At 63.4% G+C, this 26,697-nt stretch carries 22 protein-coding genes; 13 read left to right on the forward strand and 9 right to left on the reverse strand.

All coding sequences use genetic code 11. The annotated features are described in order from the left end of the window. Positions 1–99: 99 nt before the first annotated feature. A complete protein-coding gene (locus C513_RS0110125; RefSeq protein WP_018715898.1) occupies positions 100–669 on the reverse strand; it encodes a hypothetical protein in 570 nt (189 codons plus the stop codon). Positions 670–836: 167 nt separating this feature from the next. Between C513_RS0110125 and C513_RS0110130 the strand changes: the two genes are divergently transcribed. The 5 genes from C513_RS0110130 to C513_RS0110150 all read left to right on the forward strand — a co-directional run bounded on the left by C513_RS0110130 (position 837) and on the right by C513_RS0110150 (position 6,020). Next, positions 837–1,922 (forward strand): hypothetical protein, encoded by a 1,086-nt coding sequence (locus C513_RS0110130; RefSeq protein WP_026320746.1) that lies wholly within the window; start codon positions 837–839, stop codon positions 1,920–1,922. A gap of 1 nt (position 1,923) precedes the next feature. Next, entirely contained in the window at positions 1,924–2,919 is a 996-nt protein-coding gene (locus C513_RS0110135) for an alpha/beta hydrolase (RefSeq protein ID WP_018715900.1), read from the forward strand. Continuing rightward, a complete protein-coding gene (locus C513_RS13230) occupies positions 2,916–3,389 on the forward strand; it encodes a GNAT family N-acetyltransferase (RefSeq protein ID WP_051084436.1) in 474 nt (157 codons plus the stop codon). Before C513_RS0110135 ends, C513_RS13230 begins: the two co-directional genes overlap by 4 nt. 21 nt (positions 3,390–3,410) lie before the next feature. Further along, positions 3,411–4,619 carry a chromate efflux transporter gene (chrA, locus tag C513_RS0110145; RefSeq protein ID WP_018715902.1) on the forward strand — a complete coding sequence of 403 codons (1,209 nt, stop codon included), beginning with the start codon at positions 3,411–3,413 and terminating at the stop codon, positions 4,617–4,619. 108 nt (positions 4,620–4,727) lie between these two features. Beyond that, a complete protein-coding gene (locus C513_RS0110150) occupies positions 4,728–6,020 on the forward strand; it encodes an O-acetylhomoserine aminocarboxypropyltransferase/cysteine synthase family protein (protein WP_018715903.1) in 1,293 nt (430 codons plus the stop codon). 86 nt (positions 6,021–6,106) lie between these two features. On the opposite strand, the gene mltB is transcribed toward C513_RS0110150, so the two are convergent. Beyond that, positions 6,107–7,270, reverse strand: a complete 1,164-nt coding sequence (gene mltB / locus C513_RS0110155; protein ID WP_156816092.1) for a lytic murein transglycosylase B — start codon at positions 7,268–7,270, stop codon at positions 6,107–6,109. A 167-nt stretch (positions 7,271–7,437) separates the two neighbouring features. Here mltB and C513_RS0110160 point away from each other — a divergent pair, with 167 nt between their 5' ends. From C513_RS0110160 to C513_RS0110180, 5 genes are all read left to right on the forward strand, one after another. Continuing rightward, complete coding sequence (locus C513_RS0110160) at positions 7,438–8,394, forward strand: histone deacetylase family protein (protein ID WP_018715905.1); 957 nt, start codon at positions 7,438–7,440, stop codon at positions 8,392–8,394. 149 nt (positions 8,395–8,543) lie between these two features. After that, on the forward strand, positions 8,544–9,956 hold the full coding sequence (locus tag C513_RS13235; protein WP_156816093.1) for a mechanosensitive ion channel family protein: 1,413 nt from the start codon (positions 8,544–8,546) through the stop codon (positions 9,954–9,956). 109 nt (positions 9,957–10,065) lie between these two features. Further along, entirely contained in the window at positions 10,066–10,815 is a 750-nt protein-coding gene (locus C513_RS0110170; protein ID WP_018715907.1) for an electron transfer flavoprotein subunit beta/FixA family protein, read from the forward strand. A gap of 35 nt (positions 10,816–10,850) precedes the next feature. Next, on the forward strand, positions 10,851–11,783 hold the full coding sequence (locus C513_RS0110175) for an electron transfer flavoprotein subunit alpha/FixB family protein (protein WP_018715908.1): 933 nt from the start codon (positions 10,851–10,853) through the stop codon (positions 11,781–11,783). 118 nt (positions 11,784–11,901) lie between these two features. Next, a complete protein-coding gene (locus C513_RS0110180) occupies positions 11,902–13,713 on the forward strand; it encodes an acyl-CoA dehydrogenase (protein WP_018715909.1) in 1,812 nt (603 codons plus the stop codon). A gap of 101 nt (positions 13,714–13,814) precedes the next feature. Here C513_RS0110180 and mnmH read toward each other — a convergent pair whose 3' ends face one another. After that, the gene (gene mnmH, locus C513_RS0110185; RefSeq protein ID WP_018715910.1) at positions 13,815–14,870 is read right to left on the reverse strand and encodes a tRNA 2-selenouridine(34) synthase MnmH; all 1,056 of its coding nucleotides are present in this window, start codon (positions 14,868–14,870) and stop codon (positions 13,815–13,817) included. A 76-nt stretch (positions 14,871–14,946) separates the two neighbouring features. Here mnmH and selD point away from each other — a divergent pair, with 76 nt between their 5' ends. After that, entirely contained in the window at positions 14,947–15,999 is a 1,053-nt protein-coding gene (gene selD, locus C513_RS0110190; protein ID WP_051084437.1) for a selenide, water dikinase SelD, read from the forward strand. An 89-nt stretch (positions 16,000–16,088) separates the two neighbouring features. After that, entirely contained in the window at positions 16,089–17,048 is a 960-nt protein-coding gene (locus C513_RS0110195; protein ID WP_018715912.1) for an NAD(P)H-dependent flavin oxidoreductase, read from the forward strand. Between the two features lie 79 nt (positions 17,049–17,127). Here the strand turns inward: C513_RS0110195 and dnaJ are convergent, their stop codons facing one another. The 3 genes from dnaJ to grpE form a co-directional block, all read right to left on the reverse strand. Continuing rightward, entirely contained in the window at positions 17,128–18,258 is a 1,131-nt protein-coding gene (gene dnaJ / locus C513_RS0110200) for a molecular chaperone DnaJ (RefSeq protein WP_018715913.1), read from the reverse strand. A 129-nt stretch (positions 18,259–18,387) separates the two neighbouring features. Beyond that, complete coding sequence (gene dnaK / locus C513_RS0110205) at positions 18,388–20,307, reverse strand: molecular chaperone DnaK (RefSeq protein ID WP_018715914.1); 1,920 nt, start codon at positions 20,305–20,307, stop codon at positions 18,388–18,390. Between the two features lie 139 nt (positions 20,308–20,446). After that, entirely contained in the window at positions 20,447–20,992 is a 546-nt protein-coding gene (gene grpE / locus C513_RS0110210; protein ID WP_018715915.1) for a nucleotide exchange factor GrpE, read from the reverse strand. Between the two features lie 176 nt (positions 20,993–21,168). Here grpE and C513_RS0110215 point away from each other — a divergent pair, with 176 nt between their 5' ends. Further along, a complete protein-coding gene (locus C513_RS0110215) occupies positions 21,169–21,996 on the forward strand; it encodes a CPBP family intramembrane glutamic endopeptidase (protein WP_169335123.1) in 828 nt (275 codons plus the stop codon). Positions 21,997–22,042: 46 nt separating this feature from the next. On the opposite strand, the gene C513_RS0110220 is transcribed toward C513_RS0110215, so the two are convergent. The 3 genes from C513_RS0110220 to rpoD form a co-directional block, all read right to left on the reverse strand. Further along, complete coding sequence (locus C513_RS0110220) at positions 22,043–23,209, reverse strand: hypothetical protein (RefSeq protein ID WP_018715917.1); 1,167 nt, start codon at positions 23,207–23,209, stop codon at positions 22,043–22,045. 408 nt (positions 23,210–23,617) lie between these two features. Beyond that, the gene (locus tag C513_RS0110225; RefSeq protein ID WP_026320749.1) at positions 23,618–23,977 is read right to left on the reverse strand and encodes an FKBP-type peptidyl-prolyl cis-trans isomerase; all 360 of its coding nucleotides are present in this window, start codon (positions 23,975–23,977) and stop codon (positions 23,618–23,620) included. Positions 23,978–24,153: 176 nt separating this feature from the next. Beyond that, a complete protein-coding gene (rpoD, locus tag C513_RS0110230) occupies positions 24,154–26,607 on the reverse strand; it encodes an RNA polymerase sigma factor RpoD (RefSeq protein ID WP_018715919.1) in 2,454 nt (817 codons plus the stop codon). Between the last annotated feature and the right edge of the window lie 90 nt (positions 26,608–26,697).

Genomic DNA, 26,697 nt, shown 5'->3' on the forward strand with positions numbered 1-26,697 from the left:
ATTGGGGCTATGGGCGGGATAACGTGGAGCCGGCGGTGACAGTGCGCAAAAAACCGCCATCCGGAAATGGCGGTGGCTTGCCTGCAGACTGGTGCCGGCTCAGGTGGCCGGCCGCTTCAGCCACAGCGGAAAGCGTCGCTTCTTCTCCGGCAGCACCTCGGCCACCCGGGACGTGACCGGCCCCGGCAGCGCCGGCACATGGCCGGCCTCGAGGCAGACGCGCACGCATTCGCGGATGTGCTGCTCGCCCAGATAGCGCAGCGCCGCATAGCCCAGCGAGGCGGCGGCCACCTGGCCGGCAATCGGCACGTAGCGCACGGCCTGCTTGGTGGTCAGGCGCACGCCCACCATCTTGATGGCGCGCAGTACCAGGTCACGCGTGACCATGCGGCCGACCATCACGGCACCCACGGTGGCGATCGCCTTTTGCAGTTTCTCCTGACGCTCCGGATCCATGCGGCTGATCTGCTCCGGTGTCAGGCCGAAGGCCTGGTTGATCTGCGGGATCAGCTTGCTCATCAGCGTGGCATCGACAAACAGGTCCATGCCCGGAATCGGCACCATGCTGGTCACGGCACCAGTCATGGCCTTGCGGTGCAGCATGGCGCGCGAGCGCCTGACGGCCTTTTCCAGTGTCGGGTGGCCCTGTGCCATTTCCAGTGCATTCATGTTGCAGACTCCTCAAGCGGTGGTGAACAGCGGATTAGATGGGTCAGGATGCCTGCAGGTTCAATATCCGGGACAAATCCTGCTGTAAGCAGATGCTATTTTCCGGCCGATCACGTGATGCAGTGCACGGATTTACACTTGGATCATCACCCACTGTCCGATTGTTCATGCGAGCCCTTGCCCTGTATGCCGGCCCTGCCGCGCTGCGCCATATCCAGCAACATGGTCTGCAGCCCAGGCACGTGCTCGCGCTGCCGGCAGCAGCCGGTGGTCCCAAGGGGCTGATGTTGCTACGGCTGGACCGCTTCCTGTTTGGTGACTGGTTGCCGCAATCGCAGCAGCCGATCGACCTGATCGGGGCCTCCATCGGCGCCTGGCGCTGGGCCGCGGCCTGCATGCCCGATCCGGTGGCGGCGCTGCAGGAACTGGAGCGCATCTATGTGCAGGGCGACTTTGGCCAGCAGCCGGGCGAGCGCACGGTGGCACCGCAGCAGGTCAGCGCCGCCTTTGCCCGCTTTCTGCAACAGATGTTCGCCGGACACGAGCAGGCCATTGTGCAGAATCCGCGCTATCGCCTGCATGTACTGGCTTCGCACGGGCGCGGCCTGCTGCAGCGGGAAAGCGGCCGCTGGCAGACCGCCGGCGGCTATCTGGCCGCTTGGGCTGGCAATGCCGTGCAGCGCCAGATGCTCGGGCGCTGGCTGGGGCGGCTGGTGTTTTCCAGCGGCGGTGCGGTATTGCCGTTTGGTGATGACCGATTCCCCACGCAGCAGATTCCGCTCGATGCCGGCAACCTGCTGACCGTGCTGCAGGCCAGCGGGTCGATTCCGTTTGTGCTGCAGGCGGTGCACGATATTCCGGGTGCGCCGGCGGGTGCCTGCTGGGATGGCGGCATTACCGATTACCACCTGCACCTGCGCTACCGTGGCGGGCAGGGCGGCGAGAGCGGCATCGTGCTCTATCCGCACTTCCAGCGTGCCGTGATTCCAGGCTGGCTGGACAAGCCGTGGCGCTGGCGGCACGGCAGCACGGCTGCGCTGGACCATGTGCTGCTGCTGGGCCTGCGCCCGGAATGGGTGGCCACGCTGCCGCGTGGCAAGCTGCCCGACCGCAGCGATTTCCGTTTTCACCTGGCCGATCCCGCTGCGCGCATGCGCGACTGGAACCAGGCCATTGCCGCCAGCGAGCAGCTGGTGGATGAATTTGCCGCCTGGCTGGAGCATCCCGATCCCGGCCAGGTTTTGCCTCTTTGACATGACCATGCAAGTCCCTGATCCCCGTATCGATCCCCACGCCTGGGCGCGCCTCAAGCCGCATGTGCGCGAGCTGCTGATCCGCATCAACCGCCACCCGCGTCCGCCCATGGAAAGCCTCCCGGCAGAGCAGGCGCGGGCCGCTTACGCTGCCGGTTCCGGCGTGCTGGAAATCCCCGCGACACCGCTGCCGCGTATCGAAAACTTCACGATTCCGGCGCGCGACGGCTACCTGCTGCCGGCGCGTCTGTACGCGGCCAGCACCGAAGCGCAAGGCGTGTTGCCGGTCCTGCTGTTCTTCCATGGCGGCGGTTTTCTGGTGGGCAGTGTCGATACGCACGATACGCTGTGTCGTACGCTGGCAGCGCAGAGCGGCTGTGCCGTGGTCTCGGTCGATTACCGCCTCGGGCCGGAGCACCAGTTCCCGACCGCCTTCGAGGATGCCTGGGACAGTCTGGCCTGGCTGCACGACTATGGTGCCGTGCTCGGCCTGGACCCGGCACGCCTCGCCGTGGGTGGTGACAGCGCTGGAGGCACGCTGGCTGCCGGCTGTGCCGTGCAGGCGCGCGATACCGGTCTGCCACTGCGCCTGCAGCTGCTGTTCTACCCGGGCATGCAGGCGGCGGCGCTGACGCCATCGCGTGCCCGCTATGCCTACGGTTTTCTGCTGACCGAGCCGCAGATCCAGTGGATGTTCAACAGCTATGTCGGTAGCGAGGAGCAGTTTCTGGACTGGCGCTTTGCCCCGGTCCATGCCCACGATGTCGATGGCCTGGCCCCGGCCTGGATCGGTCTGGCCGAGTGCGATCCGATTGTCGATGACAGCATGATGTGGGCGGACCGCTTGCGCATGGCCGGCGTGCCGGTCGAGCTGGAGATCTACCACGGTACCATCCACGAATTCATCAAGATGGGCCGGGCGCTGCCCGAGGCGCTGGAGGCCCATCGCGATGCCGCTGCGGCCTTGCGCGCAGCGCTGCTGCCGGAGCTGCGATGAAACCGCTACCCGACCATGAGTGCCAGTTGGGCGGCTGGTTCGTGATGCGCCAGGCTGCCATGCAGGTGCGCGATGCCGTCTTCGTTCAGGAGCAGGGTTTTACGCCGCAGGAAGAGTACGACGAACTGGATGCGGATGCGCTGCATATGGTGATCCGTCTGCCGGATGGTGCCGTCATCGCCACGGCGCGTCTGCTGCAGGAGCCGGTGGCTGCCGATGAGCCGCCAACCGGCCGCATTGGCCGTGTCGCCGTGCTGAAGGAGTGGCGCGGTCAGGGCTGGGGCCGCATGCTGCTGCTGGTGCTGCAGGATGAGGCGCAACAGCGCGGTGACCAGCGTCTGGTGCTGGGCGCGCAGCAGGTGGCCGCACCGTTCTATGCCCGTCTCGGCTACCAGCCCACGCCATATACCTATGATGAAGGCGGCATCCCGCATGTGCAGATGGTGCTGGACATGACAAAGCCGTCATGATGCCGGACGAGAATCACCGGCATGTCCGCACCCTCCCACCATCCTTCGACTGATTCCCGCTGGCAGCGCAGCTGGCAGGTGCTGCTGGTGTTCCTGCGTCTGGGCCTGACCTCGTTTGGTGGGCCGAGTGCGCATCTGGGCTATTTCCGCGAGGCCTTTGTGCAGCGCCTGCGCTGGCTGGACGAGAGGGCGTATGCCGATCTGGTGGCGCTGTGCCAGTTTCTGCCCGGCCCGGCCAGCAGCCAGGTCGGCATGGGGATCGGTCTGATGCGGGCTGGCCACCTGGGCGCTCTGGCAGCCTGGATCGGTTTTACGCTGCCTTCGGCCATCGTGCTGATGCTGGCGGTGCTCGGCATGACGCAGTGGGGCGGCCTGCCGTCCGGGTTGATGCATGGCCTGAAACTGGCGGCCGTGGCCGTGGTGGCGCATGCCGTCTGGGGCATGGCACAGGCTTTCTGTACCGGCTGGCGACAGCGCCTGCTGATGCTGCTGATGACGCTGGCCGTGCTGCTGACACCACAATGGCCGGCACTGGTGATCCTGTTCCTGCTGCTGGCAGGTCTGGCCGGCTACATGTGGCTGCGTGCGGCGCCAGCACAGCCGGGTCAGGCCATGGCCATACCGCTGTCGCGCAAACAGGGCATCTTCTGGCTGCTGGTGTTTGCCGTGCTACTGGCGCTGGCCTGGCTGCCCTGGCTGGATCTCCATGCCAGCCTGGCGGCAGCGTTCTACCGCGCCGGCAGTCTGGTATTTGGTGGCGGTCATGTGGTGTTGCCCTTGCTGGAAACCGAAGTGGTGCAGCGCGGCTGGCTCGATGCCGACATCTTTCTGGCCGGTTACGGGCTGACGCAGGCCGTACCGGGGCCGCTGTTTACCTTTGCCGCCTTTCTTGGCGCGGCCATGCAGCCACCGCTGGGGGGATGGTGGGGCGGCCTGCTGGCGCTGCTGGCGATCTTCCTGCCGGCCTATCTGCTGATCGTGGGGGCATTGCCGTTCTGGGAACAGTGGCGACATCTGTCCGGTCTGCGCGCAGCGCTGCAGGGCGTCAATGCCGCGGTGGTCGGGCTGCTGCTGGCCGCGCTGCTGCAACAGGGGACGCTGGCACTGCGCCAGCCGCTCGATGTGGTCTGGGTGCTGCTGGTCTGGCTGTTGCTGTGGCGACGCCTGCCGCCCTGGCTGGTGGTCCTGCTGTCCGGCCTGGCCGGACAGGTGCTGTCGCAGCTGGCATAAGCTTATGTCCAATCTGTCCGTCCCGGCAGCGGGGTGGACTGGCGGAAAGTGCTAGCATCAGAAACTTTCCGCCATTCCGCGATACCCCCTTGCCCCGAGGAGATTCCCATGACGCTGGACCCATCCAAGCTCAAGCCCGAAACCCAGGCCCTGCACGCCGGCTACAAGTCCGATCCGACCACGCGCTCTGCCGCGGTGCCGATCTACCAGACCACCTCCTACACCTTTGACGACACCCAGCACGGCGCCGACCTGTTCGACCTCAAGGTGGCCGGCAACATCTACACCCGCATCACCAACCCGACCAGCGGCATCCTGGAGCAGCGCATTGCCGCCATGGAAGGTGGCGTGGGCGCGCTGGCCGTGGCCTCCGGCATGGTGGCCATCACCTATGCCATCCAGACCATTGCCGAGGCCGGTGACAACATCGTCAGCTCGGCGCGCCTGTATGGTGGCACCTACAACCTGTTTGCCCACACGCTGCCGCAGTACGGCATTGAAGTGCGCTTTGCCGATCCCGACCGTCCGGAAGACTTTGCCGCCCTGATCGACGACAAGACCAAGGCCGTGTTCTGCGAATCGATCGGCAACCCGCTGGGCAATGTGACCGATTTCGAGAAGCTGGCCGAGGTGGCGCATGCTGCCGGCGTACCGCTGATCGTCGACAACACCGTGCCCAGCCCCTACCTGTGCCGTCCGTTCGAGCACGGTGCCGATATCGTGGTGCACTCGCTGACCAAGTACATCGGCGGCCATGGCACCAGCCTGGGCGGCATCATTGTGGACAGCGGCAAGTTCCCCTGGGCCGAGCACAAGGCGCGTTTCAAGCGCCTGAACGAGCCCGAGGTCAGCTACCACGGCGTGGTCTATACAGAGGCCCTGGGTCCGGCGGCCTTCATCGGCCGTGCGCGCACCGTGCCGCTGCGCAACATGGGCGCGGCAATCAGCCCGCTCAACAGCTTCCTGATCCTGCAGGGCCTGGAAACGCTGGCACTGCGCATGGACCGCATCGGCCAGAACGCCATCAAGGTCGCCGAGTTTCTGCAGAAGCACCCCAAGGTCAACTGGGTCAACTACGCCGGCCTGTCCAGCCACAAGGACAACCCGCTGGTGCAGAAGTACATGGCCGGCAATGCTTCCGGCATCATGAGCTTTGGCGTCCAGGGTGGCCGCGAAGCCGGTGCCCGTTTCCAGGACGCGCTGCAGCTGATCCTGCGCCTGGTCAACATCGGTGACTCCAAGACCCTGGCCACGCACCCGGCCAGCACTACGCACCGCCAGCTGTCGTCCGAAGAGCTGGAAAAGGCCGGTGTGTCCGAAGACATGATCCGTCTGTCGATCGGCATCGAACATATCGATGACCTGATTGCCGATCTGGAGCAGGCGCTGGCTGCGGCCTGATGCGGCCCGAGCCGGAGCGTTCGCGCTCCGGGCAGACAAAAGGCGAGGGGTCTCCTCGCCTTTTGCCGTTTCAGGGGCTGGCCGGATCAGCCGCCGCGGCGCATCACCTTCTCCACCTCATCCGCCAGATCGATCACCGACTGGGCGTAGTAGCTGCTGTTGTTGTAGCGCGTGATGACGTAGAAATTCTGCGTGCCGGCGCGGTAGCTGGAGGGCGCGTTGCCGTTTTCCAGCTCGATCAGGGCCAGCTTCTGGTCAAAGCCGCGCGGCAGCTCGACGATCGCACCCAGGTCGGCAAACTGTTGGGGCGTGAACGTAGGCACGATGTCGGGGCCGAGCAGGGTAGGCAGCTGCAGGCGGCTGCTGTCAAAGCGCACATCGAACACCGGCTCCAGCCCGGTGATCCAGCCGTACTGCTTGAAGTAGTTGGCAACCGAGCCAATCGTGTCGGCGGTGTTGCTGATCAGGTCGATATGGCCGTCATCGTCAAAGTCCACGGCATGTTTCGCCCAGCTCGAGGGCATGAATTGCGGCAGGCCCATGGCACCGGCATAGCTGCCGCGCAGCGCCAGCGGATCATCGCGGTTGTCCCAGGTCAGTTGCAGATAGTGGTCCAGTTCGCCCCGGAAGAAGGCATGGCGATCGACGGCGCGCGGGTGCGCCTGCGGGAAATCGAACGTCAGCGTGGACAGCGTATCGATCACGCGCATGTCGCCCTTGTTGCGACCGTAGATGGTTTCCACGCCGATGATGCCGACGATGTACTTCACCGGTACGCCATATTCGCGCTCGGCGCGCAGCAGCGTGGCGGCGTTCTGCTGCCAGAAGTTGACACCGGCGCGGATGCGGATCGGCTCGACAAAGCGGCTGCGGTAGACGCGCCAGTTGCGGCGCACGCCGCGGCCGGCCGGCAGGATCAGGCGCGGTACGCTGGACAGGTAGTTGGCGTTGCCAATGGCATTGCGCACATAGGTTTCAGGCAGGCCGGTGCGGCGTGCAATTTCCGGAACTTGCGCCATGGCATCGGCACGCTGGGCATAGCTGCCGTTCAGCGCGATCGGCTGTACCTGGCCGCTGCGGGCACGGCGCGGCTGGGCATGGCTGGCTGCCGGCTTCGGCTGGGCCGGGCTTTCTGTCCTGGTCGAGCTGCAGGCAGACAGGCCGAGTGCAGCGGTGCCGGCCAGGGCACCGAGCAGCGCCAGGCGCTCGCGTTGGGGAAGGGCAGGGGAAGAGGGACGGGATGCAGTCATGGTCGGGCCGGTCGGCATGGCAGTAGAGTTCCCAGCAGTGTAGCGGATGCCAGCCGGCGACTGCCGGCACGTCTGCAGTCTAGGGTTTCGCATGATTGTCACTTGTTCAACAATCTACTAAACTCGGAAAGATACAAAATGTTAACAAGCGACACCGGAGACAGACAATGGGTGCCACGGGCTACTATTTTCATAACGATTGCAAGCTGCACAACATGGGCGAGGGCCACCCCGAAGCCCCTGAACGCTTGGACGCCATTGAAGACCGCCTGCTGATTACCGGCGTTGCCGACGCCCTGGAGCGCCGTCAACCCAACCCGGCCAACCTGGCCGAGATCAAGCTGGCACATCGCCGCATCCATATTGCGGCCATGCGTGGCATGAGCGAATGGCTGGAAGAAGACGACGTGGCGGCCGGCACTACGCAGCACTTCTCGCTCGATACCGACACCTCCATGAACAGCAAGACCTACCGTGCCGCGCTGCTGGCTGCCGGTGCTGCGGTCGAGGCGGTGGATGCCGTGCTGGCCGGCGAACTCGAAAACGCCTTCTGCGCCGTGCGCCCGCCCGGCCACCATGCCTGCGGCGACAAGGCCATGGGCTTCTGCTTCTTCAACAACATCGCCATTGCCGCCAAGTATGCCGTCGCGCGTCACGGCCTGGAGCGCGTGGCCATCATCGATTTCGACGTGCACCATGGCAACGGCACGGAAGACATCGTGGCCGGCGATGATCGCATCCTGATGGTCAGCTACTTCCAGCACCCGTTCTATCCCGAAGGGGGTGCGCTCAAGAGGGACAGCAACCTGCTCAACGTGCCGGTGCCGGCCTACACCAAGGGCATGGACATCCGCGAGGTGGTGGATGGCATCTGGATTCCGCGCCTGGAGGAATTCAAGCCGCAACTGATCTTCATCAGCGCCGGTTTCGATGCCCACCGTGAGGACGACATGGGCCAGCTGGGTCTGGTCGAGGCCGATTTCCAGTGGATCACCAAGCGCATCAAGTACGTGGCGCAGCGCCACTGCGAAGGCCGCATTGTCAGCGTGCTGGAGGGGGGCTACAACCTGAGCTCGCTGGCACGCAGCGTCGAGGCTCACGTGCGCGTACTGGCAGACGTCTGACGCGGCACGCGCAGCGCGCAGGACAAGGGCTGGCCCTATACACAGGCCGGCCCTTGCTGTTTCTGCGGCCGGTCGCAACGCCTGCAGGGCGGCAGCAGGGTATGTGAGAATCGGAGTTTCTCGCAACAACACCTGTCATGGCCGCAAGCATGCAGAACGCCCAAGCTTTTCTCGAGGACTGGATTCTCTGGTTCGATACCATCACAAGACCTGATGTGCTGCAGCAGCTCGGACTGCTGTTGCTGATGGGCGTGATCGCCTATGCCGTAGTGCGTCTGTTGCGCAACCGGCTGGAATCGATCTGGCCGGCCAGCGAAGAGCGCCGCAGCCGTTCCGTGCTGTTCGGTCAGAAACATTACGATGGCGTGCTGTTTCCGTTGCTGTGGCTGCTGCTGGGCTCGGCTGCGCCCTGGCTGCTCGGGGTGGAGATGCAGTATTCGGTCTACCGTGTGGCCTTGCCGGTCCTGCTGGCGCTGGCGCTGATCCGGCTGGTGGCCAAGCTGCTGCGCCTGGCGTACGAGGAAACGCGCTGGGTGCGGCTGGTGGAAAACACGCTGTCCTGGGTGGTCTGGATCCTGATGGTGCTGTGGATGTTCGGTGTGCTGCCGGTGATTCTGGAGCAGCTCGAGCTGATCAGTTTCAAGATCGGCAGCAGCCAATTTACCGTGCTGTCCTTTCTGCAGGGCGCCTTGCTGATTGGTGTGGCGGTGATGCTGTCGTTCTGGCTGGCTTCGCTGATCGAGCGCCGCCTGCTGCGCCACGCCATGGGCAATGAGCTGTCCATGCGCAAAATCGCCAGCAACATGATTCGTGCTGCGCTGCTGGTGTTTGCGGTGATGCTGGCCATGTCGCTGGTCGGCATCGATCTGACCGTGCTGTCGGTGCTGGGCGGTGCGCTGGGTGTCGGTATCGGCCTGGGCTTGCAGAAGCTGGCATCGAATTATGTGAGCGGCTTTGTACTGCTGGCCGAGCGCAATATCCGCATTGGCGATTCGGTGGTGGTGGATGGCTTCAGCGGCAAGGTCACCGATATCCGGGCACGCTACACCACGATCCGTTCCCTGTCCGGGGTGGAAGCGATTCTTCCGAACGAGATGATGGTGACGCAGCGTGTCGAGAACAACTCGCTGCACACGCGTGCACTGACGGTGTCGACGACCGTGACGGTAGCCTACGACAGCGACGCAGAGCTGGTGCGCCGCCTGTTGATCGACGCAGCGCGGGATGTGCCGCGTGTCATCGGCGAGGCCAGCGCCAATTTGTCACGATTCAGCCCGGAGGGTCTGGAGTTCAGCCTGGGTATCAAGGTAGAAGATCCGGACAACGGCACCGCCGGCCTGTTCTCAGAAATCAACCGCCGTTTTCTCGAACGCGCGCGCGAAAATGGCATAGAATTTCCTCAGCCCAAGCGTCTCTTTCCCGTACCCGGGGCAGATGCTGTCTTGCCGCCTGGCGATACCCTGTCCAGGCTGGCTGTGCTGGCCGAAAAGGCCGGTGGACTGGATGCACTTTTGAGTCAGATCGAAAAAAGCACGATCGTTCGCATAAAATCCGCGCAATAGCCGAAAACTTCAGTAGAATGGTGTTTCGTTGACGCGTACGTCAACTATGCACACTTGCGAATGAATGAAGCATTTGCGTGACAAGTTTCAATAATCAGGAGATCACTTCATGAAAGCACTGGTCGCAGTCAAGCGCGTGGTTGACTACAACGTCAAGGTTCGCGTCAAGTCCGACAACACGGGCGTGGATATTGCCAACGTCAAGATGAGCATGAACCCGTTCGACGAAATTGCGGTGGAAGAAGCCGTTCGCCTGAAGGAAAAGGGCATCGTGACCGAGGTCATCGCCGTGTCCTGCGGCCCGACCCAGGCACAGGAAACCCTGCGTACCGCCATGGCCATTGGTGCCGACCGTGGCATTCTGGTCGAGTCGGCCGAAGAGCTGCAGCCGCTGGCCGTGGCCAAGCTGCTGAAAGCGGTTCAGGACAAGGAACAGGCTGAGCTGATCATCCTGGGCAAGCAGGCCATTGATGATGATTCCAACCAGGTTGGCCAGATGCTGGCTGCGCTGCTAGATCTGCCGCAGGCCACGTTCGCCAGCAAGGTCGAAGTGGCCGATGGCAAGGCCAGCGTCACGCGTGAAGTGGACGGCGGTCTGGAAACCCTCTCGATCAGCCTGCCGGCCGTGGTCACCACCGACCTGCGCCTGAACGAGCCGCGTTATGTCACGCTGCCCAACATCATGAAGGCCAAGAAGAAGCCGATCGACACCATGAAGCCGGAAGACCTGGGCGTGGACGTGACGTCCCGCCTGAAGACGCTGAAAGTGGCCGAGCCGGCCAAGCGCAGCGCCGGCATCATCGTGCCCGACGTCACCACGCTGGTCGACAAGCTCAAGAACGAAGCCAAGGTCATCTGATCGGGCCCCACAGCAAGAATCACAGGAGATAAGACATGACCGCACTCGTGATCGCAGAACACGACAATGCTTCCATCAAGGGCGCTACCCTGAACACCGTGACCGCCGCTGCCCAGTGTGGTGGTGAAGTGCACGTGCTGGTGGCCGGCAGCAATGCCGCTGCTGCTGCCCAGGCGGCTGCCCAGATCGCCGGCGTGAGCAAGGTGCTGCACGCTGATGGCGCTTCCCTGGCCGAAGGCCTGGCCGAGAACCTGGCCGCCCAGGTGCTGGCCGTGGCCGGTGATTACAGCCACATCCTGTTCCCGGCCACTGCCAGCGGCAAGAACGTCGCTCCGCGCGTGGCGGCCAAGCTGGACGTGGCTCAGATCAGCGACATCACCAAGGTTGATAGCGCCGATACCTTCGAGCGCCCGATCTACGCCGGCAACGCCATTGCCACCGTGCAGAGCACCGATGCCGTGAAGGTCATCACCGTGCGCTCCACCGGCTTTGACGCCGCTGCAGCTACCGGCGGCAGCGCTGCTGTCGAATCCGTGGCGGCTGCTGCCGACAGCGGCAAGTCCAGCTTCGTTGGCCGTGAAGTGACCAAGTCCGACCGTCCCGAACTGACCGCCGCCAAGATCATCGTGTCCGGTGGCCGCGCCCTGGGCAGCGACGAGAAGTTCCAGGAAGTGCTGACGCCGCTGGCCGACAAGCTGAATGCTGCCATTGGCGCCTCCCGCGCTGCCGTAGACGCCGGCTACGCGCCCAATGACCTGCAGGTTGGCCAGACCGGCAAGATCGTGGCTCCCGAGCTGTACATCGCGCTGGGCATTTCCGGTGCCATCCAGCACCTGGCCGGCATGAAGGACAGCAAGGTGATCGTTGCCGTCAACAAGGATCCGGAAGCGCCGATTTTCAGCGTGGCCGATTATGGTCTGGTGGCCGACCTGTTCACCGCCACCCCGGAACTGGTCAGCAAGCTGTAATCAGCAGTCAGACCTGAATCAAGGAAAGGCCGCTTCTTGACCGGAGCGGCCTTTTTTGTTCGGCTGTTGTCCTATACTGAATACAACCCGTTACCTCACTCATACAAGGAGAAAATGCATGAGCTATACCGCCCCGATCAAGGATATGGTCTTCAACATGGAGCATCTGGCTGGTCTTGATGCCTTGGCGCAAGCCATTCCCGAGTTCGCTGATGCGGGCGTGGAAACGGCGCAGGCCGTGCTGGAAGAAATGGCCAAGCTCAACCAGGACGTGGTTGCACCGCTGAATTTCGAGGGTGACAAGAACCCCAGCTCGCTGAGTGGCGACGTGGTAACCGCCACACCCGGCTTCAAGGAAGCCTACCAGCAGTTTGTCGAAGGCGGCTGGCAGGGTCTGCAGCACCCGGTCGATTTTGGCGGCCAGGGCTTGCCCAAGACCATTGGTGCAGCTTGCGGCGAAATGACCAACGCGGCCAACATGAGCTTTGCGCTGTGCCCGATGCTGACCGACGGTGCCATCGAGGCCCTGCTGACGGCAGGTTCCGACGAGCTCAAGCAGACCTATCTACCCAAGCTGGTGTCCGGCGAGTGGACCGGTACCATGAACCTCACCGAGCCGCAGGCCGGTTCCGACCTGTCGCTGGTGCGCAGCCGCGCCGAGCGCAACGACGATGGCACCTTCAAGGTGTTCGGCACCAAGATTTTCATCACCTGGGGTGAGCATGACATGGCCGAGAACATCATCCACCTGACGCTGGCCCGCGTAGCTGGTGCGCCGGAGGGTGTGAAGGGCATCAGCCTGTTCGTGGTGCCCAAGTTCATGGTCAATGCCGATGGCAGCGTGGGTGAGCGCAACGATGTGCACTGCGTCAGCATCGAGCACAAGCTGGGCATCAAGGCCAGCCCGACCTGCGTGCTGCAGTTCGGTGACAACGGTGGCGCTACCGGTTATCTGGTGGGTGAAGAAAACCGTGGTCTGGAATACATGTTCATCATGATGAACGCCGCGCGTTACGCCGTGGGCGTGCAGGGCATCAGCATTGCCGAGCGCTCCTACCAGCACGCGGTCAACTATGCCCGCGAGCGCGTGCAGAGCCGTCCGGTGGACGGTTCCGCCAAGGAAGCCGTGGCCATCATCCAGCACCCGGACATCAAGCGCATGCTGATGACCATGCGTGCCTACACCGAAGGTGCACGTGCACTGTCCAGCGTGTCTGCTGCTGCCTTTGACGCTGCCCACCACCATCCCGATGCAGCCGTGCGTGAAGAACAGCAGGCGCTGTACGAGTTCACCGTGCCGCTGGTCAAGGGCTTCAGCACCGAAATGAGCCAGGAAGTGACCAGCCTGGGCGTGCAGGTGCACGGTGGCATGGGCTTCATCGAGGAAACCGGTGCAGCGCAGTACTACCGCGACAGCAAGATCCTGACCATCTACGAAGGCACGACCGCAATCCAGTCCAACGACCTGGTGGGCCGCAAGACCGTGCGTGACGGCGGCGAGCTGGCGAAGAAGGTGGCCGGCATGGTGGCACAGACCGAAGCCGAACTGGCCGCCAACGGCAGCGAGAACGCCCTGGCTGTGCAGAAGACCCTGAGCGCTGCCCGCGAAGCCGTGCTGGAAGTGGTGGACTTCATGGTTGCCAACGGCAAGAGCAACCCCAATGCTGCCTACGCCGGCAGCGTGCCCTACCTGATGCTGACCGCCAACATGGTCTGCGGCTGGCAGCTGGCCCGTTCGCTGCTGGTGGCCGAAGGCAAGCTGGCAGCTGGCGTCGCCGCTGACGACAACTACGGCGAGAAGTTCTACCAGGCCAAGGTGCAGGTGGCACGTTTCTACGCTGACCACATCCTGAGCAAGGCTCCGGGCGTGGCACACAGCATCGTGGCAGGTCATGCTGCCACCAACGCCATCAACGTGGATCTGCTGTAATCGGCAGGGCCAGGCCACTCCGCCAGGAGTGGTCATGCGCGCTTTCCATCCCCAGTCGGCTTGCCGGCTGGGGATTTTTTGTGCTGGCTGCGCTCCGGTGCTCAGCCGGCGCTGCGCTCCAGGATCTGGCGCGCCAGCGCGTCGATGCCGGCCTCCGACAGGTCATCGGTGCTGAAGCCGGGCCAGGGGCGTTCTCCCGTGTAGTTGCCCCCTTGCGAGGCGCGATACAGCGGGTCATAGTGCAGATCCAGTAACTCGCCCACCAGCGTGTCCCACTGGCTCTGGGCAGCCAGTGCTTTCCAGCCGTCGACCACGGCGCGGCCCTGGCGTTCGCGCAGCTTGTCCAGGCGCTGTTCCAGCCAGGGCAGGTTGCGGCAGGCATAGTCGTAATCGCGCAGCAGAAAGCTGACACGCGCCGCGCGCGTGGCCTCGATGTCCAGGCAGGGCGAGGCGCGCATGCGCTCGATCAGCGGCTCCGGAATATGCAGGTTGCCGACCTTGCGGCTCTCGGCTTCCACAAAAACCGGACGCGCCGGATCCAGCTGCTCCAGGGCCTGCCAGACGGCTGTCTCGAAGCCTTTCTGGCTCGGTTGCGGCTGGCCGGGCAGCGAACCCAGCACCGATCCCTTGTGGCTGGCCAGGGTTTCCAGATCCAGGATCTGGCCGCCCCGGGCGCCAATCGCCTGCAGGATGCGTGTCTTGGCGCTGCCGGTGGCTCCGCAAATGATGTGAAGTGACAGCCGGGGCGCGAGCAGCTGGGTCTGCTCCATCACATGCTGGCGGAAGGCCTTGTAGCCGCCCTCGAGCTTGTGCGCCTGCCAGCCGATCTGGCGCAGGATGATCTGCATGGCACCGCTGCGCATGCCGCCGCGCCAGCAATAGATCAGCGGCCGCCAGTCCTTGGGCATATCCAGCATGCCCTGCTGGATATGCGTGGCAATATTGGCGGCAATCAGCGCACCGCCAATCTTCTTGGCCTCAAACGGCGAAACCTGCTTGTAGATGGTGCCGACCTGGGCGCGCTGCTCGTTGCTCAGTACCGGGCAGTTGATCGCGCCTGGCACATGGTCTTCGGCAAATTCGAGCGGGGTGCGCACATCGATGATGGTGCTGAAGTTGCCAATCTCGGAGGCGGGAACAAGCCAGGAATTTTTCATGTGAGTAGCCGTGTCGGTGCAACCCGTTATCTTAAGTCGTATCATCCCTGAGAGAAAGACTGTGACAGGATTCACCATGACAACAACTCCCCGATTGACTTCCCTGGCGCACGGTGGCGGCTGTGGCTGCAAGATTGCGCCTTCGCTGCTGCGCGAGATCATGTCGCATGTACCTGCCGGCGTACTGCCGCCGCAGCTGCTGGTCGGTACCGAATCGTCCGACGATGCCGCCGTCTACCAGCTCAACGACGAACAGGCCGTGGTGGCCACCACCGATTTCTTCACGCCGATCGTCGACAAGCCGCGTGACTTTGGCCGTATTGCCGCCACCAATGCCATCTCTGATATCTATGCCATGGGCGGCCAGCCGCTGCTGGCCCTGGCGCTGGTCGGCATGCCGATCGACAAGCTGCCGGTGGAGACCATCAGCCAGATCCTCGAAGGCGGTGCCTCCATCTGTGCCGAAGCCGGCATTCCGGTGGCCGGCGGCCATTCGATCGATGTGGTCGAGCCGATCTATGGCCTGGTCGCGATTGGCCTGGTGCATCCGCAGCGCATGAAGAAGAACAGCAGCGCACGCGCCGGAGATGTGCTGATTCTGGGCAAGCCGCTCGGCATTGGTGTGCTGTCGGCCGCACTCAAGAAGGACATGCTGAGCGAGGCCGGCTATGACCTGATGGTGCAGTACACCACGCAGCTCAACCGCGTCGGCACGGCACTCGGCCAGCTGGAGGCCGTGCATGCCATGACCGATGTCACCGGCTTTGGCCTGCTGGGCCATCTGCTGGAAATCTGCCGTGCAGCCCGGCTGCGCGCCGACCTCGGCTTCGATGCCGTTCCGGTGATTCCCGAGGCGCTGGAGCTGGTGCAGCAGGGCATTTCCACCGGGGCATCTACGCGCAACTGGGCCAGCTATGGCGGTGAAGTCGTGCTCGAGACCGGCATGCCCGAATGGCAGCAGAAGCTGCTGACCGATCCGCAGACATCGGGCGGCCTGCTGGTGAGCTGCGCACCGGAAGCGGCAGCGCAGGTGCTGGCGACCTTCCACGATGCCGGCTTTGCGCAGGCGGCCATCGTGGGGCATCTGACCGAGGGCAATCCACAAGTGAACGTTCGTTCGATTTTGTGATATCGTGATACCGAACCGGACGCCTGCAGGGTGACCGGTCTTTCCTTTATCAGCAGCACGGAACTGCCATCCAACTGGAGACAAGACACATGGGCCGATCCCTCCCCGGCGCGCTGGCGCGCGTGAAATTCCCGGTCATCGCTTCGCCGATGTTCATCATCAGCAATCCACAGATGGTGATTGCGCAGTGCAAGGCCGGCATCGTCGGCTCGATGCCGGCGCTGAACGCGCGTCCGGCCTCGCAGCTGGATGAGTGGCTGGCCGAGATCACCGAGGCGCTGGCAGCCCACAACGCCGCCCACCCGGAAGCACCGGCTGCGCCGTTTGCCATCAACCAGATCGTGCACAAGAGCAATGCGCGCCTGATGGAAGACATGGCGCTGTGCGTCAAGTACCAGGTGCCGATCATCATCACCAGCCTGGGCGCGGTGGAGGAGATCAACCAGGCGGCACACAGCTATGGCGGTGTGGTGATGCACGATGTGATCAACAACCGCTTTGCTCGCAAGGCGATCGAAAAGGGCGCCGATGGCCTGATCGCGGTGGCCACCGGTGCTGGCGGCCATGCCGGCGTGAAAAGCCCGTTTGCCCTGGTGCAGGAGTTGCGCCAGTGGTTTGATGGTCCGCTGGCATTGAGTGGCTCGATTGCCACCGGTGGGGCGATTCTGGCGGCACAGGCCATGGGGGCCGACTTTGCCTATATCGGCAGCCCCTTCATTGCCACGGAAGAAGCACGTGCCAGCGATGCCTACAAGCAGTGCGTGGTAGACAGCAACTCCGACGATATCGTCTATACCAATCTGTTCACCGGTGTGCACGGCAACTACCTGGCACCGTCGATCCGCGCCGCCGGCCTGGATCCGGCCCATCTGCCCGAGGCCGATCCGAGCAAGATGGACTTTGGCAGCGGTGCCGCCAAGGCCTGGAAGGACATCTGGGGGTGCGGTCAGGGCATTGGTGCGGTCAAGCAGGTGCAGCCGGTGGCGCAGTACGTGGCCCAGCTGCGGCGCGAATATGCGCAGGCGCGTGATGCCCTGCTGAATACCTGATCCGCAACACCATCGCTCAATCAAAGACAAGGCCCTGCAGCATGCATGCTGCAGGGCCTTGTGCATGGGGCTTCATCGATCAGGAGAAGAAGTCCTTGGCCTTGTCGAACCAGGATTTTTCGGTCGGGCTGTGCTTGCCGCCGCCTTTTTCCAGCGATTCGTCCAGCTGCTTGAGCAGCTTGCGCTGGTGTTCGGTCAGCTTGACCGGCGTCTCGACCGTGATGTGGCAGTACAGGTCGCCATTGGCCGAGGAGCGTACGCCCTTGATGCCACGGCCGCGCAGGCGGAACTGCTTGCCGTGCTGGGTACCTTCCGGAATGTCGATCACGGCCTTGCCGGTGAGGGTGGGGACCTCGATCTCGCCACCCAGCGCGGCCTTGGTGAAGCTGATCGGCACCACGCAGTGCAGGTCGTCGCCGTCGCGCTCGAACACCTCGTGCTTGCGGATGCGGATCTCGATGTAGAGATCGCCCGGCGGGCCGCCGTTCGGGCTGGGCTCGCCATTGCCGGCGCTGCGGATGCGCATGCCGTCGTCGATACCAGCCGGGATTTTCACTTCCAGCGTCTTCTGCTTCTTGATCTTGCCCTGGCCGTGACAGCTGGTGCAGGGCTCGGGAATGATCTTGCCGGAGCCGTGGCAGTGCGGACAGGTCTGCTGCACGCTGAAGAAGCCCTGGCGCATCTGCACCACGCCGCTGCCACCACAGGTGGTGCAGGTCTTGCTGCTGGTGCCGGGTTTGGCGCCGGTGCCGTGGCAGGTGTCGCAATCGTCCCAGCTCGGGATGCGGATCTGCGCGTCCTTGCCATTGGCTGCTTCTTCCAGCGAGATGTCCATCGAATAGCTCAGGTCGCTGCCCCGATGCACCTGGCGGCCACCACGGCCACCGCGGGCCTGGCCAAAGATGTCGCCGAAGATGTCGCTGAAACTCTCGAAACCGCCGCCAAAGCCGCCGCCGAAACCGCCGGCACCCATGTTCGGATCGACGCCGGCGTGGCCGTACTGGTCATAGGCCGCACGCTTCTGGCTGTCGGACAGCATCTCGTAGGCTTCCTTGACCTCCTTGAACTTGGCTTCGGCCTCGGCCGCCTTGTCCCCCTGGTTGCGGTCAGGGTGGTATTTCATGGCCAGCTTGCGGTAGGCCTTCTTGATCTCGTCCTCGCCGGCGTTGCGGGGCACGCCCAGGACTTCGTAATAATCGCGTTTTGACATGGCTATTCCCGTAAGCCGGCAAGCTGTGCCGGCTGGAACACAAACGCCGCGTCACCTCCAATGGTGGGCGCGGCGCGACGTCCGTGGCAGCAGGGCAGGGCCTGGCGGCACTGCCCTGCAACTGACGGATCAGTCCTTCTTCACTTCCTTGACTTCGGCGTCGACCACGTCGTCGTCGGCAGCGGCAGCATTGCCAGCCGGCGCTTCGGCAGCGCCAGCCGCAGCGGACTGGTCGGCGTAGATCTTCTCGCCCAGCTTCTGGCTGGCTTCCATCAGGGCGTTGGTCTTGCCTTCAATGGCTTCCTTGTCGTCGCCCTTGATGGCTTCTTCTAGATCCTTGATGGCGGCTTCGATCTTGTCCTTCTCGCCGGCGTCCAGCTTGTCACCGTACTCGGCCAGGCTCTTCTTGACGCTGTGCGCCATGGCATCGCCCTGGTTGCGGGCCTGCACCAGCTCGACCTTCTTGTGGTCTTCGGCGGCGTTCAGCTCGGCGTCCTTCACCATCTGCTGGATCTCGTCCTCGCTCAGGCCGGTGTTGGCCTTGATGGTGATCTTGTTTTCCTTGCCGGTGCCCTTGTCCTTGGCGCTCACGTGCAGAATGCCGTTGGCGTCGATGTCGAAGGTCACCTCGATCTGCGGCGTGCCACGCGGAGCCGGGGCAATGCCTTCCAGGTTGAACTCGCCCAGCAGCTTGTTGCCGGCGGTCACTTCACGCTCGCCCTGGTAGACCTTGATGGTCACGGCAGGCTGGTTGTCTTCCGCGGTCGAGAAGGTCTGCGCGAACTTGGTCGGGATCGTGGTGTTCTTCTGGATCATCTTGGTCATGACGTTGCCCATGGTCTCGATACCCAGGGACAGCGGCGTCACGTCCAGCAGCAGCACGTCCTTGCGGTCGCCGCTCAGCACCTGGCCCTGGATGGCAGCACCCACGGCCACGGCCTCGTCCGGGTTGACGTCCTTGCGCGGCTCCTTGCCGAAGAACTCCTTCACGGTGTCCTGCACCTTGGGCATGCGCGTCATGCCGCCGACCAGGATCACGTCGGAAATTTCATTCACGCTCAGGCCGGCGTCCTTCATGGCGATCTTGCAGGGCTCGATGGAGCGCTGGATCAGGTCTTCCACCAGGGCTTCCAGCTTGGCGCGGGTCAGCTTGATGTTCAGGTGCTTGGGACCGGAAGCATCGGCCGTGATGTACGGCAGGTTGACATCGGTAGCCGTGGTGCTGGAGAGCTCGATCTTGGCCTTTTCGGCAGCTTCCTTCAGGCGCTGCAGGGCCAGCACGTCCTTGCTCAGATCCACACCCTGTTCCTTCTTGAACTCGGTGATGATGTAGTCGATGATGCGTTGGTCGAAGTCCTCGCCGCCCAGGAAGGTGTCACCGTTGGTGGACAGCACCTCGAACTGCTTTTCGCCGTCGACATCGGCAATCTCGATCACCGACACGTCGAAGGTACCGCCGCCCAGGTCATAGACCACGATCTTGCGGTCGGCCTTGTCCTGCTTGTCCAGGCCGAAGGCCAGGGCCGCTGCGGTGGGCTCGTTGATGATGCGCTTGACGTCCAGACCGGCGATACGGCCGGCATCCTTGGTGGCCTGACGCTGGCTGTCGTTGAAGTAGGCCGGCACCGTGATCACGGCTTCGGTCACGGGCTCGCCCAGGTAGTCCTCGGCGGTTTTCTTCATCTTGCGCAGGATTTCGGCGCTGACCTGCTGCGGGGCCAGCTTCTTGCCCTGGGCCTCGACCCAGGCATCGCCGTTGTCGGCCGCCACGATGGCGAAGGGCAGCATGTCGATGTCCTTCTGCACTTCCTTTTCGGCAAACTTGCGGCCGATCAGGCGCTTGATGGCGAACAGGGTGTTCTTGGGGTTGGTGACCGCCTGGCGCTTGGCAGGTGCGCCCACCAGCACCTCGCCATCTTCCAGATAGGCGACGATGGAGGGGGTGGTGCGTGCGCCTTCGGCGTTTTCGATCACGCGCGTGGTGTTGCCTTCCATGATGGACACGCAAGAGTTGGTGGTGCCCAGGTCAATACCGATGATTTTTCCCATGTTGATGTGCTCCTAGATACGATAAGTGGCAAGGGCAGGCCGGATGGGGCTGCTGCGCGTTGCCGTCTGGTTCAGATATGTGGTTGTCCGGCTGCTTTTCAAGGCCGCATGTGCATCATCCGGCCTGTCACAAACGGCTTCAGGCGGGGCTGACCATGACCAGTGCCGGGCGCAGAACACGATCGGCAATCAGGTAGCCCTTTTGCAGTACATTGACAATGCTGTTGGGCTCCAGGGTCACGCCCTCGGGCGCGGGAACCACGCTGATGGCCTGGTGCAGGTTGGGATCGAACTTGTCGCCTTGCTGCGGGGCAATGGCCAGCACCTTGTTGCGTTCCAGCGCGCTTTGCAGCTGGCGCAGGGTGGCGTCGGTGCCTTCGCGCAGTTGATCGGCCGTGCCATTGGGAATTGCCAATGCGGCCTCCAGGCTGTCCAGTACCGGCAGCATGCTTTCGGCAAAGCTTTCGATGCCGAACTTGCGTGCCTTCTGCACTTCCTCGTCGGCGCGGCGGCGGGCATTCTGCACCTCGGCCTGGGCGCGCAGGCACTGGTCTTGCAGCTCCTGGACCTGGGCCTGCAACGCGGCAGCATCCATGGCGGACTGGGCCGCATCGGTGGTGTTGCTGGTGGCTTGCTGCAGATCGGGCTGCTGGGAATCGGGCTGTGGATCTTGTGTGTGGGTCATGGCTCGAAGAAGTTGGGTCAGACAATGGCAGCCGCAGCTGCACGACAAGGGACAAAATGGGGGCGGGCAATGCGGTTTCAAGAGGCGCAGCCATAGTCCGGATGGCACCAGACAGATGTATGGGTGTACCATGACCCATGCCCATTGCCATGCTGCGTAACCGTCTTGCACACCATTTGACTTCGTGGAGTCTCTGGCATGGCCTGCTGGCCTTGCTGGCCATTTTGCTGGGTTCGCAATTGCAGGTGATCGTCGAGCTGGGTGCCGGTTTGCCGGCGCATTGGCAGGCAGTGCTGCACATGTTGGCGACACCGCTGCAGTTGATCGGGTCGGTCGTGCTGGCACTGGCATTGCTGGCCTGGGCAACCGGCCAGTGGCCCACGGCAAGAGATCTGGCCTTGCGTCACGGACTGGGCCGGCAGGAGCTGCTCCTGTTGGCAGCGGTCTTTGTCGTGACCCATGTCCTGTTCTGGATGCTGGCCTGGGGCACTTCCACCGAGGGGCAGGCGGCCGCACTGTTCCGGGAGATGGGTCTGGGTCAAGGCACTGGTCAGGATCTGGCGATTCTGTTTAGCGCCGTGATTCTGGCACCGGTGTGCGAGGAGATACTGTTTCGCGGCATCATGTTGCGCGCCGTGCATGACCATGTGCAGCGGCGTGGCTATCGGCATCTGGCCGTGGTACTGGCGCTGGTGGTCAGTGCAGTGGCCTTTGCCATGCCACATCTGGGCGATTCGCTGGTAGGCCGCCTGGCACTGGCCTATCTGGTCACGGGTCTGGCTTTTGGTCTGGTCTATCTCTGGACCGGCTCCCTGACCGCCGCCATGGTGTCGCATGCCCTGCAAAGCTGCTATGCCTTTGGCTCCGTGCTCCTGTTCGGAAGAGGGGAGAGTGAGGTGTCGATACTGGCCTATGTGCTGGTGCTGGGTTGTCCCGTGTGGGTGTATTTGTGCGCGCGTGCGCTGCAGCGGGTGTGGCCTGCAGGACAAGCACAACAGGCTTGATTGCGGCCGCTCCCACCGGGGCAGGCGGTTGCCTGCCCCGGTCATATCAGCCCTGCAGCCAATCGCGCAGTTTGCTGCTGCGCTGCACTGAGCCATACAGCAACACTTGCAGTTGCAGGTGGTGGGCGTTTTCCCGATGCTGCCGGTGCAGGGCGAGCACTTGAGCCTGCCGGTCAAGGGGAACACGTAGCACACGCAGATAGTCGGGCGTGGAGGGCGGACAGCCGTGCTCGCACATATGGCGCTGGTACAGGCGGGTCATGGCGGACAAGGCGCTCATGGTCGAGGCCGGGTAGGGGCAGTCCTCCAATCCGCGCAAGGACGGAGGAGATTGCTCCATGGCTTGGTGCACCCGCTTCATATGATCCGGAAAACGCTGTCCGAACGGCTGGACATAGCTCAAGGCGGCGCACTCCAGCAGGGTGTGGCCGGCTTCGCAAATGCTGGCCAGGGTATCTGGATGGCGGCTGGACTTGCCGGAGTGCTTGACCAGGTTCATGGCCTTGCGCCAATGGGTCAGGAGCAGCATCTGGGCGCCGAATACCATGTCGCGGTACAAGGTTTCCAGGTAGTAGCCCAGTTCATCTACTTCGCGCAGCGGCATGCACAAGGCTTGCTGCAGGGCCAGCAACTGGTATTGCAAGGCACGCACATCGTCGCCATGGGCCTGCAGGGCCATTTGCTGCAGGGGGTGACGTTCGATCAGGCTCGCCAGCCAGCCTGTATTCAGCTGCTCTCCTCGCAGTTCGGTATCGATGCAGTCGACTGGCAGTTGGCAACGCTCCACCAGCACCATGCGCATGCGCTCGCGGCAGAAGCGGATTTCCTTCAGCGCCAGCTCCATCAACCGGTGCAACTGCTGCAGCATGGGCAGCGGCACATGCAGGGTTTGCAATTGCTTTTGCACCTCCGCATGCAGCTTGGTCAAACGTTCGTTATCCTGGTGGAGACTGGCGTCGAGCATCTTCTTGTGCAGCTGCTGCAGCGGGTACAGCCCGTGGGTGTTGGGCCGCCAGTGCTGCTCTGCAAGACGGCTCAGCAAGGCTTGTAACAGGGTCGGGCAACGCACCAGCCCGAGCAGGATGTCTTCCCAGCCATTGGCCAGTTTGCGGGCAATCTCGGTTTCCGATTCGCGGATAGGTAGGCGGCGCTGCCCTCTGGGGGGCAGCCCCAGGGTGTGATAGAGGTGATCCAGTTCCTTGCGTGTGGCCATGGTGCGGGCTCCGGGACAGAAATTCCCTGCACATCGACACGCAGGCACAAGCAGCCGGACCTGCCCGGAAAAGGGCGGTCCATGCCAGCCGATTCTGGAGTGGCGTGCAGGAAGGGGTAACAGGGTATGCAGCGGAACCGTCAGCTGTCAGCGCCAGGCGGCGCAGGCAGTGGCGATCAGCAGCAAGCCGGAGGTGCGATCATTTGGTGTACAGCCCTTGCGAGAGAAGGTGCCCTGTATGTCATGCCGGTAGCTTGAAGACCGGGAGGGCTTGGTCGGAGGTGCTGCTGTCGCGCTTGCTGAAAGGAGAAGGTGCAGGCTCCCCGGGCCTCGGGCTCGGGGAGGCTAGCATCAGGGGTGGATGCCAGGGAGGCAGAAGTCAGCAGGCTGACTGCTGCCCTTGCCGGATCAGCGCAGATCCAGCAGTTCCACGTCAAACTTCAGCGTGGCGTTTGGCGGGATCACGCCGCCCGCACCGCGGCTGCCATAGCCCAGCTCGGCCGGGATAATCAGCGTGCGCTTGCCGCCGATCTTCATGCCGGCAACGCCTTCGTCCCAGCCCTTGATCACCATGCCCTGGCCGAGGCCAAAGGCAAACGGCTGGCCACGGTCCAGGCTGGAGTCGAACTTGGTACCCTGTTCGCCGTTCTGGTACAGCCAGCCGGTGTAGTGCACCAGAACCTGGTGGCCCGGCTTGGCTTCGGCGCCGTTGCCGATCTGGGTGTCGATGTATTGCAGGCCGCTGGCCGTGGTAATGGTCTGGTTCATCTTGTTGCTATCAGAAGAAGTGGGAAGGGAAGCGGGAGCGGAAGCCGCTGCGGCAGCAGCTGCACTGGCCGCCGCAGCGGGGGCCTTGCCGGCGTTCTGGCTGCAGCCAGCCAGCGCCAGAAAGGACAGGGCGGCGGCGCAGAGCGCGCCGCGGGTGAGGGTGCCGGTGTGTGCCATCAGTCGTTGCTGCCCAGGAAGGTGCGCAGTTTGTCACTGCGGGTCGGGTGCTTGAGCTTGCGCAGCGCCTTGTGCTCGATCTGGCGGATACGCTCACGCGTGACGTCAAACTGCTTGCCGACTTCTTCCAGCGTGTGGTCGTTGTCCATCTCGATGCCGAAGCGCATGCGCAGCACCTTGGCTTCGCGCGGGGTGAGCGAATCGAGGATGTCCTTGACCACATCGCGCAGACCGGCCTGCATGGCGGCTTCGATGGGGGCCGTATTGACACTGTCCTCGATGAAATCGCCCAGGTGCGAATCATCGTCGTCGCCGATCGGCGTTTCCATGGAGATCGGCTCCTTGGCGATCTTCATGATCTTGCGGATCTTTTCCTCCGGGATGTCCATCTTCTCGGCCAGGATCGAGGCGTCCGGTTCGAAGCCGAATTCCTGCAGGTGCTGGCGCGAGATGCGGTTCATCTTGTTGATGGTCTCGATCATGTGCACCGGGATGCGGATGGTACGGGCCTGGTCCGCAATGGAGCGCGTGATGGCCTGGCGGATCCACCAGGTGGCATAGGTCGAGAACTTGAAGCCGCGACGGAATTCGAACTTGTCCACCGCCTTCATCAGGCCGATGTTGCCTTCCTGGATCAGATCCAGGAACTGCAGGCCGCGGTTGGTGTACTTCTTGGCAATGGAAATCACCAGGCGCAGGTTGGCCTCGATCATTTCCTTCTTGGCGTTGCGCGAGAAGCGCTCGCCATCGATCATGCGCTTGTTGATGTTCTTGAGCTCTTCCAGCGGCACGACAACGCGTGTTTGCAGGTCGATCAGGCGCTGCTGCAACTCCTGCACCGGCGGGATATTGCGTTCCAGCGTGGCGCTCCAGGGCTTGCCGGCTGCTGCCTGCTGCTCCACCCATTGCAGGTTGAGCAGGTTGCCGGAAAATTCGGTCACGAATTTTTCCTGCGGCATGTGGCACTTGTCCACGATGATCTGGCGCAGCAGGCGCTGGTTCTTGCGCACCTCCTCGACCTGTTCGCGCACGGTGTCGCACAGTTTTTCGATGGTCTTGGCGGTGAAGCGGATCGTCATCAGCTTGCTGCTGATTTCCTTTTGCGCCTGCACGTAGGCGGGCGAGCCGTAGCCGCCTTTTTCGTAGGCGGCCAGCATGGTGTTGAAGCTGCTGCGGATGTCGTCAAAACGGCGCAGGGCCTCGTTCTTGACCATTTCCATCATCTTGGTCTGGGACTTGGTGCCGCCGTCATCGTCGTCGTCAACCTCGTCCTCGTCTTCCTCGGCCACGTAGTCGTCGTTCTCGTCGGCATCGGCAAAGCCGTCCACCACGGTGGTGATCACGACCTTGTCCTCGCGGATTTCCTCGGCCATGGCCAGGATCTCGTCGATGGTGGCGGGGGAGCCGGAAATGGCTTCCATCATGTCCATCATGCCGCCCTCGATGCGCTTGGCAATCTCGATCTCGCCTTCACGCGTGAGCAATTCGACCGTGCCCATTTCGCGCATGTACATGCGCACCGGGTCGGTGGTGCGGCCAAATTCGTTGTCCACGTTGGACAGCGCGGCTTCGGCTTCTTCCTCGGCTTCTTCCTCGCTGGTGGTGGCGGTGTTGGAGCTGTTCAGCAGCAGGGTGTCGGCATCGGGCGTCTGCTCGTAAACGGAAATGCCCATGTCGGTCATCATGGAAATGACGACTTCCAGTGTTTCGGCATCGACCAGCTTGTCGGGCAGGTGGTCGGAAATCTCGGCGTTGGTCAGGTAGCCACGCGTCTTGCCCAGCTTGATCAGCTCCTTCAGGCGCTGGCGGCGGGTGGAGACTTCCTCTTCGGACAGGGCAACTTCGTCCAGGCCGAACTCCTTCATCAGGGCACGTTCCTTGGCCTTGGACAGCTTCATGCGCAGCGGCTTGACCTTTTCGGCCGGGGCAGCAACGCCGGTTTCGGCGGCAGGAGCTTCTTCCTCGGGCTCCTCGTCCACGCCGAATTCGTTTTCCACGTCGGACAGATCGGTATCGTCGCCATCATCCTTGGCTGCGGGCTTGCGGCCGCGCCTGGCCGGAGCCTTGGCGGCAGTTGTGGCGGTCTTGGCGGTAGTCGTGGTACGGCGGCGTGTGGCCGGCTTGCTGGCGGTCGTGGTGGCTTCGTCAGCGCTGCCTTCCGTGGCTTCGGCATCTGCCGTGGCAGCGGCCCGGGTGGTGCGGCGCGTGGTGGTCTTCCTGACCGGGGTTTCGCCGTCGGCCGCTGCGGCAGCCGGTTTGGCGGCAGTGCGGCGGGTGGTGGCCGGCTTGGCGGCGGTGCTGCTGTCCGCGTCGGCAGCAGCTGCGGTTGCGGCTGCAGCAGTGGTCTTGCGCGTGGTGGTGCGACGCACCGGCTTCTTGACCTCTTCGGCCACAGGCGTGCTGGTCACGTCCTGTTCGGTATCGGTGGCGATGCTGGTTTTCTTGGTGGCCATAGGCTTGAACCCTTCCTTCTGAACTGTTCCGGGCAGGCACCATGCAGGCCATGGTGCAACGCATGCTCGCCATATGGGAACGGAAAAGCC

The sequence above is a fragment of the Allobrachymonas chironomi DSM 19884 genome, from assembly GCF_000374625.1.
In the GTDB taxonomy this organism is placed as follows: domain Bacteria; phylum Pseudomonadota; class Gammaproteobacteria; order Burkholderiales; family Burkholderiaceae_C; genus Brachymonas; species Brachymonas chironomi.

Coding starts and splice junctions, on each gene's coding strand:
- chrA (WP_018715902.1), top strand. CDS start 3,411: ATGTCCGCACCCTCCCACCATCCTTCGACTGATTCCCGCTGGCAGCGC.
- C513_RS0110160 (WP_018715905.1), top strand. CDS start 7,438: ATGGGTGCCACGGGCTACTATTTTCATAACGATTGCAAGCTGCACAAC.
- grpE (WP_018715915.1), bottom strand. CDS start 20,992: ATGACCCACACACAAGATCCACAGCCCGATTCCCAGCAGCCCGATCTG.
- mltB (WP_156816092.1), bottom strand. CDS start 7,270: ATGACTGCATCCCGTCCCTCTTCCCCTGCCCTTCCCCAACGCGAGCGC.
- rpoD (WP_018715919.1), bottom strand. CDS start 26,607: ATGGCCACCAAGAAAACCAGCATCGCCACCGATACCGAACAGGACGTG.
- C513_RS0110220 (WP_018715917.1), bottom strand. CDS start 23,209: ATGGCCACACGCAAGGAACTGGATCACCTCTATCACACCCTGGGGCTG.
- C513_RS13235 (WP_156816093.1), top strand. CDS start 8,544: ATGCAGAACGCCCAAGCTTTTCTCGAGGACTGGATTCTCTGGTTCGAT.
- C513_RS13230 (WP_051084436.1), top strand. CDS start 2,916: ATGAAACCGCTACCCGACCATGAGTGCCAGTTGGGCGGCTGGTTCGTG.
- selD (WP_051084437.1), top strand. CDS start 14,947: ATGACAACAACTCCCCGATTGACTTCCCTGGCGCACGGTGGCGGCTGT.
- C513_RS0110150 (WP_018715903.1), top strand. CDS start 4,728: ATGACGCTGGACCCATCCAAGCTCAAGCCCGAAACCCAGGCCCTGCAC.
- dnaJ (WP_018715913.1), bottom strand. CDS start 18,258: ATGTCAAAACGCGATTATTACGAAGTCCTGGGCGTGCCCCGCAACGCC.
- dnaK (WP_018715914.1), bottom strand. CDS start 20,307: ATGGGAAAAATCATCGGTATTGACCTGGGCACCACCAACTCTTGCGTG.
- mnmH (WP_018715910.1), bottom strand. CDS start 14,870: ATGAAAAATTCCTGGCTTGTTCCCGCCTCCGAGATTGGCAACTTCAGC.
- C513_RS0110180 (WP_018715909.1), top strand. CDS start 11,902: ATGAGCTATACCGCCCCGATCAAGGATATGGTCTTCAACATGGAGCAT.
- C513_RS0110125 (WP_018715898.1), bottom strand. CDS start 669: ATGAATGCACTGGAAATGGCACAGGGCCACCCGACACTGGAAAAGGCC.
- C513_RS0110170 (WP_018715907.1), top strand. CDS start 10,066: ATGAAAGCACTGGTCGCAGTCAAGCGCGTGGTTGACTACAACGTCAAG.
- C513_RS0110130 (WP_026320746.1), top strand. CDS start 837: ATGCGAGCCCTTGCCCTGTATGCCGGCCCTGCCGCGCTGCGCCATATC.
- C513_RS0110195 (WP_018715912.1), top strand. CDS start 16,089: ATGGGCCGATCCCTCCCCGGCGCGCTGGCGCGCGTGAAATTCCCGGTC.
- C513_RS0110135 (WP_018715900.1), top strand. CDS start 1,924: ATGACCATGCAAGTCCCTGATCCCCGTATCGATCCCCACGCCTGGGCG.
- C513_RS0110225 (WP_026320749.1), bottom strand. CDS start 23,977: ATGAACCAGACCATTACCACGGCCAGCGGCCTGCAATACATCGACACC.
- C513_RS0110175 (WP_018715908.1), top strand. CDS start 10,851: ATGACCGCACTCGTGATCGCAGAACACGACAATGCTTCCATCAAGGGC.